At 54.8% G+C, this 13167-nt stretch carries 8 protein-coding genes; 6 read left to right on the forward strand and 2 right to left on the reverse strand.

Translation table 11 applies throughout. The features are described from left to right. Positions 1-36: 36 nt before the first annotated feature. Positions 37-1014, forward strand: coding sequence for a ferredoxin family protein (locus ACI5FR_RS22275; protein WP_405458420.1), 978 nt, complete (start codon positions 37-39; stop codon positions 1012-1014). Positions 1015-1125: 111 nt separating this feature from the next. Then, positions 1126-1722 carry an NAD(P)H:quinone oxidoreductase gene (wrbA, locus tag ACI5FR_RS22280; protein WP_405458422.1) on the forward strand — a complete coding sequence of 199 codons (597 nt, stop codon included), beginning with the start codon at positions 1126-1128 and terminating at the stop codon, positions 1720-1722. 59 nt (positions 1723-1781) lie between these two features. Here wrbA and ACI5FR_RS22285 read toward each other — a convergent pair whose 3' ends face one another. Beyond that, positions 1782-2342, reverse strand: a complete 561-nt coding sequence (locus ACI5FR_RS22285; protein WP_405458423.1) for a GNAT family N-acetyltransferase — start codon at positions 2340-2342, stop codon at positions 1782-1784. 201 nt (positions 2343-2543) lie between these two features. Between ACI5FR_RS22285 and ACI5FR_RS22290 the strand changes: the two genes are divergently transcribed. The 4 genes from ACI5FR_RS22290 (at position 2544) to ACI5FR_RS22305 (ending at position 11281) form a co-directional block, all read left to right on the forward strand. Further along, complete coding sequence (locus tag ACI5FR_RS22290; RefSeq protein WP_405458424.1) at positions 2544-2798, forward strand: hypothetical protein; 255 nt, start codon at positions 2544-2546, stop codon at positions 2796-2798. A 158-nt stretch (positions 2799-2956) separates the two neighbouring features. Further along, on the forward strand, positions 2957-3415 hold the full coding sequence (locus tag ACI5FR_RS22295; protein WP_405458425.1) for a VOC family protein: 459 nt from the start codon (positions 2957-2959) through the stop codon (positions 3413-3415). Between the two features lie 240 nt (positions 3416-3655). Then, positions 3656-5389, forward strand: coding sequence for a hypothetical protein (locus ACI5FR_RS22300; RefSeq protein WP_405458426.1), 1734 nt, complete (start codon positions 3656-3658; stop codon positions 5387-5389). A 264-nt stretch (positions 5390-5653) separates the two neighbouring features. Continuing rightward, positions 5654-11281, forward strand: coding sequence for a golvesin C-terminal-like domain-containing protein (locus ACI5FR_RS22305; protein ID WP_405458427.1), 5628 nt, complete (start codon positions 5654-5656; stop codon positions 11279-11281). Positions 11282-11398: 117 nt separating this feature from the next. On the opposite strand, the gene ACI5FR_RS22310 is transcribed toward ACI5FR_RS22305, so the two are convergent. Then, a complete protein-coding gene (locus ACI5FR_RS22310; protein WP_405458428.1) occupies positions 11399-12901 on the reverse strand; it encodes a DEAD/DEAH box helicase in 1503 nt (500 codons plus the stop codon). Between the last annotated feature and the right edge of the window lie 266 nt (positions 12902-13167).

Below are 13167 nucleotides of genomic sequence, written 5' to 3' on the forward strand. Positions count from 1 at the left end.
AGGGTGCTTATTCACGGGAATAGGAGGTGGGGACTCATGCTCTCCCACGGGATGGCCGGGGAACCGAAGCGCGCGATGTGCTCACTCATTTCGGAAACGGTTCATGAGAATCTAGGGGGGACGGCGGCGAATGTCGCGTATTACGTCTTCGTAGAGGCGGGGGTCCCATGGGCCGACGACGCCCTCGAGTCCAGACATGTTCCGGCCGGGCTGAAGGAGCGGTTGAAGCAGCTTTCCGCCAAGGGGCATTCCTGCAAGACGCTCATTTTCACGTCCGACACGAACCGATCGCCGGCCGGCACCCATCGGGTTCTGCTATATCGGAAACCGGCCGCTCCGCTAGTGCAATTCGATAAACAAGAGTACGTAGTACCCGCCGAGCAGGTGGGAGACCTCATCCAAGCTTATATAGAACGTCGGTCGATGGAGGAGTTCCAGCCTTACGAGCAGATGACCGGGCACGTGCGCGACCTGTTCGTCTGCACGCATGGCAGCCACGACGCGTGCTGCGGCAAGTTCGGCTACGGCGCCTATCGGGAGCTGGAGCGGTATGCCGGTCAGTCCGGCGGCGAACTCCGGGCCTGGAGGGTGAGCCACATCGGCGGCCACCGGTTCGCACCTACGGCGATTGATCTCCCCGAAGGCCGCTACTGGGGCCGGCTTACGGCGGGTGCGATAGAAGCGATCGTCTCCCGGCAAGAACCTGCGGCGGAGGTGCTTCGTTTCGTAAGAGGCTGGGGCGCGATGAATACGGCGGAACAGCTCGTGGAACGGGAGATTTTCGCGAAGGAAGGATGGGCATGGACGACGTATCTTCGATCGGCGGAATCCGAGGGGCTGGAAGACGGCAGTACGCGCGTTCATATTAAGTATAGGACGGCAGACGGTTCGGTCTCGGGTGCCTATACGGCGGTCGTGCGGGAGACGGCCAGCATCGAAGTATACGGTTGCGAGTACGAGGCACCCAGGGCCTATCCGCAATATAACGTGGAGGCTTTCAGTAAATCTACATGACGGGTCGCACGACTCGTCTTTTTTGTTCCCGGTTTTTTATGCATGAAAAGCGTGCGGAAGGAGATGCTAGGAGACGTTATGCGAATTTTACCCATGCAGGAGGAATCCCGAATGTGCAAAATGGCGATCGTCTACTACAGCTCCACCGGCACGAACTATAAATTATGCCAAGCCGCCGCGGAAGGCGCGAAGGAAGCCGGAGCCGAGGTTCGCCTGGCCCGAGTAGCCGAGCTGGCCCCGGAAGCGGCCATCGCTTCGAATCCCGCCTGGAAGGCTCACATGGAAGCCACGAAGGACGTCCCTGTGGTGAAGCTGGAGGACTTGGAGTGGGCGGACGCGATCCTGTTCAGCACGCCTACCCGGTTCGGCAATATGGCGGCCCAGATGAAGCAGTTCCTGGACACGACCGGCGGCTTGTGGTTCCAGGGCAAGCTGGCGAACAAGGTCGTCTCCGCCATGACTTCCGCGAGCAATCCGCACGGCGGCCACGAGGCGACGATCCTGTCCCTATACACGACGATGTATCATTGGGGAGCGATTGTTGTAGCGCCGGGTTATACCGATCCGATTCTCTTCCAGAGCGGAGGCAACCCGTACGGGACGAGCGTCACCGCGAAGGACAACGGCGAGATCGACGACACTGTATTGGCGGCCGCGCGGCATCAAGCGAAGCGGATGGTGACCATTGCGAAGAAGTTGAACGGTTAAAGCGATTGATGGGTGGTAAAAAGAGGGTGCGGAGCTCGAAGTTCCGTACCCTCTTTCCATTAATTGTGCGGTTCTCGATAAGCTCGTTGGTGAAAGCGGGTGATGGTGCGGAACAAGAGCCGCCCATCGACGGGCAGAGGATCTTCCTCACGGAAGCTGAGCGCCAACGCCCGATACGGCTCCGGCACCCAAATATAATGATGGACGTAGTCCGTGAGCCGGAACCCGTTCCTCTCCCAAAAGTAAATACGGCGTTCGTTCGCCGGGGTCGGTTCGGCTTCGGCTTCCACGACAATCCCTTTGCAGCCTGGCACCTTCTTCGCCCAATCGATGATGTAGTTCAAGAGCGAGGTGCCGTAACCCTGGCTGCGAAGGTCGGGAAGAACGGCCAAATAATCGATGATCACCGCCTGAGCGGCACGATCGATGCCGCTCAGGGCCATAGCTGCAGGACGGCCGGAAGGCTCCGACGCGATGTGAAGCTGGCAGAGGCCGCGGTCGAACATCCGTCGGATGATCGCGACCGGCTTTCTCCCGTGCTCCGGGAAGGCTTGGTTGTAGATCGGCTCCGCCTGCTGCCAGACAGCTTCCTGCCAGACGGACGTTGTGTAGTAGTTCATAGCGGCACCCTCCGTTTTCATCATACCAGAATAGCGGGGACAACACACGGGATCGATTCGGGGGATCGAGGCCATGCCGGATTTCTATCCCTTGATCAGGCACCAACGCTCATTTTTACTAAAACAGGTCAAGGGACCTAACACGAATCTAGCAATCTTCGCATTCTCTATTAGGAATTCATAGAGAAGGAGAAGATGCACATGTTCATCAACGATCCCACCGTACCTCGTCCGATCGATGTGGTGACGATCCGCACCGAGACCCACTCCGAGTCCAATCCGCTATTGCGGCGCCGGACGATTAATGGCTATAACGTCATCGGAAGCGCGTCTCCCTGCGACCGCTTCCTCGTGAACGGGGAGCGGGTCGCGCCGGCACTCCGCTGCTTGCGGCGGAACGGCTTCAAGCTCGTCTGCGAGCGCCGCGATCTGCTGGTGCTCCGGCGCGTGCCCTAGCCGACGCGGTATTGAACGAGAAGAAGGCTGCCGATATGGCGGTCTTCTTCCCGTTTGGCCATTGTTTTAGCTATACTGAAAAAAATAAGCATGCTGTATGTTTCGAGCGCCGGAAATCGTTTTATAGGATGAAGTCCAATTTTAGGAGGAGATCCGTTATGACCGCACACCTCGTTCCGCGAATTGCATGCATCGAGATTCCAGTGTCCAACTTGAAAGCCTCAGTGGAGTGGTACACCCGCGTTCTCGGGTTGAGCCTAATGGGGGAGCTGCAGGAGTCCTGGAAAGAAGCAATGCTCCATTTCCCGGGCAATCCGACGGGAGTTCCAGCCGTGTACCTCGTTCAAACCGGCTCGCCGGACCGGCTTAAGTTCTACAATACGAATTACGGCTACACCCAAAGCATCATCGACTTTTATACGGCGGACCTGGCCGGGTTCCATCGGCATCTGACGGAGCATGGAGTGGCCACCAATCGGGAGAAGCTGGAACTGAAGCCGGGCGAGACAAGCGGATTCGGGTTCATGGACCCGGACGGCAATTCCTTGGGCGCGACGAACGCCGTTCTCACTCAGCCGAAGAAAACGAAAGGGAAGGCGAACGCCGCAGTGGTGTGAGCGCACCACGCCACGTACGAAAGGCCTGGTAAGAAGACCGTCCGGATGGATCCGGACGGTCTTGTCACATTTTTCAGTTCTTCATCTATTTTCCAAGCAGTCCTAAAAGGATGAAACAGTGAAAAATACGTTGATTTAATAATGCTATGATTGCGTTTACATTGAAGCTAGATCACCGAAAGGAGGCTATTGAAGCATTAGCTGGGAAACGATCAAAAATCTATAGACGAGGTGAAGAAAATGTTAAGAATGAACAAACTCGTCAGCCTAGTTGTTGCTATCGTACTGTGTCTTACGTTGTTTCCGGTCGCATCCTATGCAGCCCTTCAGCCTTATCACGCGCCGGCCGAAACGTCGGGAAGCATTACCGTCAAACTGCATCCGACGGAAAATGTGGCAACCGGATCGAATCAGCTGGTTACGTTCGGCGTTCCGTTCCCGCGGGGTTCCGTTACGGCGGCTAATTTGAGCAAAATCCGAGTGCTGAAGAACGGGGTGGAAATTCCCGCCTATGTGGAGCAGCAGACGCCTTGGCGGCACTTGACCAATGCCGGAATCGACGGCCAGTCCGTACGCGTGGCGCGCATCCAAATTCACTATACGTTCTCCGTCAGCTACCCTAATTACGAGACGATTACCGTGGAGTGGGGGACGACTGCGAGAAGCCAGAACGTGACCAGCTTCGAAGAACCGCGCAACGGCTGGCATCAAGTGACGTCCGGTACGTTCGTCGCCGCCGATAACGTATTCGAGCCGAACGTATACGCCGTGCTGCCGCCGGAGCATCTGTCCAAAGGCATGCTGAGGGCGCGAATGGATCCGTTCGTCAGCGGCATCTCCGATACGCGGGACAATCCGACCGTGATGGCGGCCACGGAGCATTATCCCGGATACAGCGAATACGACTACTCCTCCAAGAACTTCTTCTATACGATCATTAACGAAGACGATCCGGGCGTCAGCGCCAACAATTTGAATCCTTACAAATCGGATTATGAGCCCTGGCTGTATGACCGCTCGTCGGCCATGTACGTCTTGTATATGCGGAGCGGCTCGTTCAAAGCACTGCGCGAAGCGGTTCGGGCGACCGACTTTTACAAAAACCATATTCGTCCGGACGGTTCCTTCGACCTAAACTCCTTTGATCCGAAATACAGCTACGACGAGAGCATGGCATATACGTACTGGCTGACCGGGGACAACAACGTCTTGTCCAAGATTCCGCTGATCGTGAGCGCGTATCAAAACGTCGCCACTCGTTGGACCCCGACGCTGAATATGTTCACCGAGCGGCATGTCGGGTTCAAGCTGCTGGCGAACGTGGTCGCTTACGAAGTGTTGGGCGATACAGCGTACAAGAACAAGGTAACGGAGATTGTGGGCGACTTCATTTGGCATCAGAACGGGGCCGGGGGGCAAATGCCCGCGAACCGGATCGACGGCGGGCTGTACCATACGGGTAAACAGCATACGGAAGGCTCGAGGAACGCCTATCTGGCCTCGCCCTGGATGTCCGCACTGCTCGTCGATGCGATGGTACGGGCTTACGGGGTTTCCGAGGATCCGGGCACGGCCGATTTCATCAAGCGGATGGGCAATATGGTGAAGGCCGCTTCGCGATCCGACAGCGCTCATCAATACGATACGTATTCCGGAGCCTTGATGTACCCCGACTATCTCATGAAGGCCGACGGTACGAAGGACATGCGCTCCAACTCGGACGTCCAGCATGCCATCGACGTGGGATCCATAGCGGCTTGGGCGTATTATTTCTCGCTCGTTCAGGGGACGCCGGACACGACCTTGAAACAACTGGCCAACGATCTGTACTTTACATTCGACATCGGCGTCAATTATTGGACGCGACCGACCGCGCCCGCGTCGGGAAATACGGCATTCCGGGTATCGCCGCCGCGCAAGTACGGATGGGAGTATCGAACTTCAGGCAGCTTCTCCTGGCTCGTTACCCAGTAATATAGGCGTGCAGCGAAACCATGGCTTAGCGGCCATGGTTTTTCGTTGTTCTACCGGAGAGATTTGTTAAAATCGTATAAGGATTGCATAAAATCCAACCATTTTTGCGTAAGGGGACGTGCTACGATGAGATGCGAAGTCAGATCCCGCTATGGAAGGAGGCACTTTATTATGAAAGCGTTGTCACGGATAAATAAATAAGTGGATTTTGCAGGTGGATGAAGTCGGGTTAGCAAGAAAATCGAACGAAAGGAACGAACGCTCATGCGGAAAAAAATCAAAGCGCTCTTACTCTTGTGCCTCATCCTGGCGATGGCGGCGCCATTGGGTACGTACATCGGATTAGATCCCGCTCATGCAGAAACGTTGCCGTACAAGACCATCATCATCGATGACGGCAGCCTCACCGTCGACGGGACTGTCACTCCCGATCCGACGAATGCGAGCAACGGGTATTCGGCCCCTAATTGGAATGTCACCACGAATGTCAAAGGATATAACAATTCCAGCTCGGCATGGACGGATACGGTGGGGAGAACCATTACGTGGAACCCGAAATTGGCGGCAGGAACAGCGCGAATATCGTTTTACAAGCTGAATTGGGCGGATAAAGCGGACAGCAATGTGAAAATCGAAATTGTGCATAACGGAACGACAGACGTTTTGTTCTTGGATCTGCGACCGTCGTCCGGGCCTGCTGCGGGTTGGGTAGATTTGGGAGAGTACACTTTTTCCGGCGCTGGCGACGAATATGTCAGGCTGACCCGCATGACCAGCTCGACCAGCACGATCCTTACCCGGGCCGATGCCGTTAAATTCGAGGGGAATATCGCGCAAAAACCGCCTTTTAAATCGATCGTTGTCGATGACGGCAGTATCACGATTGACGGCGTCGTCACCAATGACCCGAGCAATGCGAGCACCGGCTTTTCCGCCTCAAGCGGCTGGAAAATGTCCGCCGGCGTGAAGGGGGATAACAATAGCAGCACCCGATATACCGATACCGTGAATGAAACGATCACCTGGAACCCGCGGCTTGCGGCCGGCAGGGCGCGAATTTTTTTTAACAAGCTTAACTGGGCGACGAATGCGGACAGCAATGTGAAAATCGAAATCGTGCACAACGGGACGACCGATGTCCAGTTTTTGGACTTGAGACCTTCATCGGGACCGGCGTCCGGGTGGGTAGATTTGGGGGAGTACGATTTTACCGGTGTTGGTGCCGAGTTTGTCAGATTGACGCGCGTTCAACCGTCCACCGGCAATATATTGACAAGGGCGGACGCCGTCAAATTCGAAGGCAATATCAAGCAAAAAGAACCACCGCTTCCACCGTTGCGCAGCCGCAACTTGCCGAACTTGAGTTACACGGAGAAAGGCAGCATTCAGAACGAAACCTACAAGGCGACGTTCTATGAAGCGGCGTGGGATGGCGGCAAGTCGATCGTCCGCGACCTGTTCTACAAAGATAGCGTTACCGGGAGTTGGGTGCCGGTCAACACGCCGGCGGAAAGACTCGAGGAGCAATGGGTGTTGCTCGACGGCGACGCAGGGCAGCGCACCAACTATTACGCGACGATGAACACGAGCTGGATTACGTTCGACCGGATCGAGTTCCTTGACGGGCAAACCGCCGTATTGACCGATTCAGCGCATGCAAGCGAATACGATCTGCAAGTGAACTGGTCGCTGGCGAAGATGACGCCGGAAGTATCCTTTAGCTTCACCCCTCGACGGACCGGCAATTATGTGGTCGGCTATCAGTCTTTTACGACCGAGTCCGTCGCCGGCGTCAACGAGGTGTTGAGCGGCTTCCGCTCGCATGCGAAAATGGTCGGCACGGTGGAATCGACCGGCTTGTGGGAACTGACCGCGCCGATGAGTCTGGTGGAGAAAGCGGGCGATGGCGGAGCCGCCTTAACGTATGGGGTATTCGCGCCGTCCCAGGAGCTGCCGCTTGTATTTGAACCGGCGGGGGGCCCCGCGAATCAGCGGCTCGGGATGAGCCTTGTCAACAACGAGGGCAGCGTGCAGCCGATTGTGTATGCGCCGCAGCTCGGGACGCATTCGCTGATGACCGCTGAAAGCACGTACCGGTTTCGTATCGGGCTTGTGGCGCAGCAAAGCAGTCTGTACAGCGCTTACCGGGACATTCTCCGCAGCGAATACGGCTATTCCGACTATCGGGAAAATGCAGCCGGCCAGTCGCTGACGGACGCGATGTTCAACATGATCGATCTGCTCAAAATGGAGCCGCAAGCGGACGACTCGGTCGATTTTGTGCCGTCGCCGAGCGGCTGGTGGAGCCGCGCCAAAGGCTTCATGGATATCGAAAATGAGGATACGGTTCGTACGACCTCGAACGCCGTGCTGCTAGGGGCCTACTATTTGACCGGCGACGATCGACTGTACGATACGAGGGCGCTGCCGTCCGTCGAGTACGGCGTTTCGCGCAACGGCATCGGCTGGTCGCCGAAGATGAAGCCGGTGTACAGCGTTCCTTCGTTGTGGAAAATGACGTCCTTGCCGTTCGATGTGACAACCGCAGCGGCCGTCTATCAAATGACGGGCGGGACGGCGGGCATTTATGCGCTCGGGCAGGAGGAATACCGGTTCCGGAACCCGAACCAGAGCGACAGAGGGCCTGTCATCCAGCCATTGATGATGTACCGCATGACCGGCAATGCGCAATATTTGCAGGAAGCAAAAGCGGCGGCGGACCTTTATATCGCCCAGAAAATCGATACGCCGGAAACGGTGAACGTCGCCCAGACCGAATTTGCCTATAATTTCGGCAAGTTGTGGATGGAAATTCTGGAGCTGTACGAGGAGACTAACGATTCCAAATACTTGAACGCCGCGTACAAGGAAGCGAAACGGTACGCCACCATATTCGTGGCCCGTCCGGTGCCGGAGGGCACCGCAACGATCACGCCGCCGGCAGCGCCGCTGACCGAATCGTTCCATTGGCCGGCAAGCGCCAAATACGATTACCCGCGTGACGTGCTGCCTGAACACGAACCCGGAGGAGCGCAGACGGACAGCTGGCTCGTCTCACCGAACGGTCTGACCTATGAGGCGGGAAGCACATCCGCGTATTATCGGATGAATGCGCAGGAAGCGCCGTTTTTGCTGCGGCTCGCGTTATACACAGGCGACAAAATGCTGCAGGATATCGCGCATAATGCGGTCATCGGGCGGTATGCCAGCTATCCGGGCTACTATTACAAGGGATTCACAGTCAGTCAGCTCTCGGCGGATTATCCGCTGCTAGGTCCGAGCGAGGCGACTTCCATCTATTTTCACCATATGCCGGCGCAACTCGGCCAAACGATGGATTACCTGATTACCGAGCAGGCGGTGAAATCGAACGGGAATATTTCGTTCCCTGCCGTATTCGAAACCGATTTTTTATGGTTCAAATATCATCTGTACGGGAATAAGCCGGGGACGTTCTACGGCAACTCCGATGTCTGGCTGTGGATGCCCAAAGGGATTATCGCCACGAACAACCCGCAGTTGAACTGGATTACGGCGGAGAGCGGCGACAAGTTCTACATCGGGCTCAGCAATGAATCCGCCGATGCGCAGCAGGCGAACATCGCCTTGAATCCGCAGCTGATCGGGTTCGATCCGACGAAGGACTACACCGTCACGATCATCCGCGACAACGGTGCGCCCGAGCAAGCGGTGTTGAGGAACGGAAGCATAAGCGTCACCGTATCCGGTAAAGGCATTACGGCTGTCATCGTGCAAGGGATGAACATTCATGTGCCGCTTCATAAGACGAGAGCCGCTGCCGATACGTCCGAGGCGAGCTATTTCTTCGACACGCACAGCCCGATCGACGCCGTCAAAAGCATGCTGATCGTCAAGCCGGACGAAACGTCCTATAACGCCTTTGTGCAAGCAAAGACGACGAAGGCGGCGACGCTCCGTTACTCGCTCGACGGCGGGCACACGTACACGGCCGTTCCGGACGCGATCTATCCGATGGAGTGGTCGATTCAGGTGAACGATTTGTCGCGGACGTTCACTTACTACGTGGAGTCGGAAGGGAAGCGGACGCGTGCGCGTACGCTGTATTTGCCCGACCGCGTTGCGGTTCCTCCGGTTCAACCGGAATGGCAGCCAGGACCGTCCATCGTCGTAGACAATGGCGAGGCGGAAACGGATGGCGTCTGGATCCGCGATACGTCGGCGAATCAGTACTACTATGATAATTACGTCTATGCGGCCGCGACGACCGGCGCAGCGACAAGCAGCATTCGCTGGCGGCCGAATTTGACAGAGAGCGTCACCTACAGCGTGTATTACCGGATTCCGCAAAACGTCGTCGCGAGTGAAAACTGGGCGACAAACGCCGCCTTTACCGTTTATTACAGCGGGGGAACGAACACGGTTACGGTCGATGAGAAAGCGGCGGATGGAACGTGGGTGTTTCTTGGGGCATATCCATTCGCGGCGGGCAGCGGGTACGTCGAGTTAACGAACAAGGCGAACAATTCGCGGGTCGTTGCCGATGCCGTCATGTGGCTTAGCGAAAATGCCCGGCCGCAATTAGAGTCGGTTGTTCTCGCCTCGGACCGAACGGAGCTGCAGATGACGCAAACCGCCCGGCTAAGCGTGACCGGCTATATGAATACAGGGTTGATCGCCGATTTGCGCAACGCGGAGGTGCAATACCGCGTCGACAGACCGGATCTCGCCACCGTTGACGGAAGCGGATTATTGACTCTCAATCGCATCGACGGGATAACGGATCATATCGAGCTGCGGGCGACGGTCATCATTGACGGAATCTCCGTGGAGACGGCGCCTCTTTCCATTGCGATCAAAGATTTGACCGTTATTGTCGACAGCACGAATACGGAAGGACTCTATATCGCGGAAGGCTCCTGGAGCCAGAGCAATCTGTCCGGCTACAAAATCGGGGTCAAATCCCGCTACACCACGGTAGAAGGATCGTCCGCGACATGGTTGGCCAAGTTTCCGGAAGGAAAGTATACCGTTTCCCTGTACAATATCGTGCACACGTCAGGTCAAGACAAACAGATCAAAGTGGAAGTGAAGCACAAATCGGTTACCGAAACGACGTATATCGATCAGTCGACCAACCCGGGTTGGATCGATCTCGGGACGTTCGATTTTACCGGCGACGGCAGCGAATTTGTTCGCTTGACCCGAGTGACGCCGACGACGGTCAGTCCGCCGACCCCATCTGCCGACATGATCTATACGCGGGCGGATGCCGTCAAGTTCGAACGGCATTCCACCAGTCCGGGCGTGCTTCTGACGGCGGATACGAGCGCTAATGTGGTGGGCATGCCGATAGAGGTGACGTTCGCCGACGACGCGGCATGGCGAGGCGCGATACGCACCATACAAGTGGACGGCCAAACGGTGAGCGAAGCTGTATACAGCGTAAGCGAGGGCAAGCTGACCCTATCGGCGTCGCTATTCCCGCAAGTGAAGAGCTATACGGTCACCGTTATCGCTGACGGTTATTTCGCGTCCACAGTCACCCAGCCGATCGGCGCACCGCCGTCGCAACCGCCACAATCGCTCGTCCCACCTGCGCTCGTGGAGGATCGCAGCAACAATGTCGTGGGCAAACCGGTCAAAATGAAGTTCGCCGACGACCCGGCATGGCGCGGCGCGATACGCAGCGTTAAGGTCGACGGCCAAACCGTGAGCGAAGCGGTGTACAGCATGGTACCGGGGAAGCTGACATTGGCGGCAGCATTATTTCCGGCGGCGAAGAGCTACGTGATCACGATAAGCGCGGACCACTATGCGGATACCGCCGTCACGCAAACGATCCGTCCGGCGCATGCCAAGGACGATGAGAAGGTCGAGGACGAAGAGGAACGAGAAGACGAAGCAGACTAAGCAGACGCATGCCAAATCGCCGAAGTGCAACTGCTCAGTCTTGGTATTCTGAGCTAACGGAAACTATAGTTCAATATTAGTAGGCCGCCGACATCAATCGGCGGCCTTTTGTACTTGTCAGGGCTGATATTCATAAACCGCTCGTATATCATCCAATGTGACACCTTTAGATAGCAGCAACGCCAAGGCTTCCTTTACCTCATCGTCCTCTAATATTAATGGGATTTCTATAACGGATACCTCTTCCTGTGAGTGAATTTCCACCTGATTTTCGCTTCTGCTTCTTGACGATGTATTAGGATCGATTGTAATTTCGTCTCCGGTTGTGAAGTCGAACCCTTCCAATAGCATTTGATCGAAGAAGTCTCTGTCAGCTTGACTAAAATCTTGAAAATCCGCCCAAAGGCGAGCAATATTGGAACCGGCGTGGAATACGACGGTACCTTGATTATTCAAGCTATCCGGATCATTTTGGTCTACTGCCCGCATAATTCTTCCTACGTACTGAACAAACGGCGAAAGCTCTTTAAATATGCTGAAGACAGCTGCAACGCTAAGTAACGGGTGATCGAAGCCCTCGCCTAATTTTTTTACTTGGACAATTACATCCAATTGATGATTCTTTAATCGGTCGAGAACCCGATCGTTTTCATTTTCGTCTTGCAAACTGTGAACATAACCAGCCCGTAATCCTCTCGCACGATATGCCTCCATAACCTGTATACAGTGTTCATGGTTTAGCGCGGAAGCAATAATTTTATGATATGAGTTGCCCGACTGCTGCCGTATACGATTTAGGGCACGAATCGAAGCGTCTACAATCGTGTAAAGCGTTTCTTCTGAGGTTACGATACTTCGTCTAAAATCGGCATCTGTTTCGCCGAGCAATTTAACTTCATCTAAATCAACTTCGATCTGACGTCCACCTTCTCGCCGGACGTATTTCAGTGTTCTTGGATTTAGGACTACTGCTTTTAAGCGCTTGACGTAGCCTTCTTCAATGGCTCTAACTATAGGGAACGTATAAATGATTTGTCCAGTCATAATTTGTTCATCCGCACGTCGTGGAGTCGCGCTGTAATTGACTATCTTTGCTTGAGGGAAAGATTGTTTAAGCATGGTCCAGCTATCCGCTACATTGTGATGTGCTTCATCGACTAAAATAAGGTCAAAATAATCCTCTGGCAGCGTTTGTAACCAACGATTATTAGCGCCTTGAAGTTGTTGTATATTAGTTACTACCACTTCAGCATCGTCAAGATCAGAACGGTTGGTAGTATTGCCGCGTATTTCAGCAGTTTCTGGATACGGAAGTCCGGATAATACGTTATATTTGGAATAAAACATGTCGTCTTGCGTTGGATCAAAATTTTTATACAATTGCGAAGCTATATTCACGCCTGGCGCGATGACTAAGACTCTTTGTGCTTTAACTGCAAATGGGGTCAAGGTAATTAAACCTGACTTTCCACAGCCAACGGGGAGAATAATTGCAGTTTCTCTTTCACTGTTAGGATCGGCATAGTGCTCTTTTATGCTTTGGAAGGCTTCTATCTGAGGAATCCTAAGTCGGTCATTTTCGGAAATATTTGGTTCTCTGGTCTCGAATACGCTAGGCACTAGGTATCACTCCTTAGCAAATATATATTTAAATTTTTTCCTGGAAGACTATAAATATACAAGAAGGACCAAAAGGGCAGGCATTTCAACAGCGGTCGGAACCCTCTGCCTGCCCGCCCCACGCGCCTAACTGAACGCTACGACCAAGGACCTGAGGCAGAGCCTCAGGTTTTTCGTATGCCCAGCATAGGCATCATCTCCAGGGTGAAAGCTGCCCTATTGAACGCGCACTGATTGACGCCGACGACGGTTATTCCACCTACCCC

The sequence above is a fragment of the Paenibacillus sp. HJGM_3 genome, assembly GCF_045062745.1.
Classification (GTDB): domain Bacteria; phylum Bacillota; class Bacilli; order Paenibacillales; family NBRC-103111; genus Paenibacillus_AA.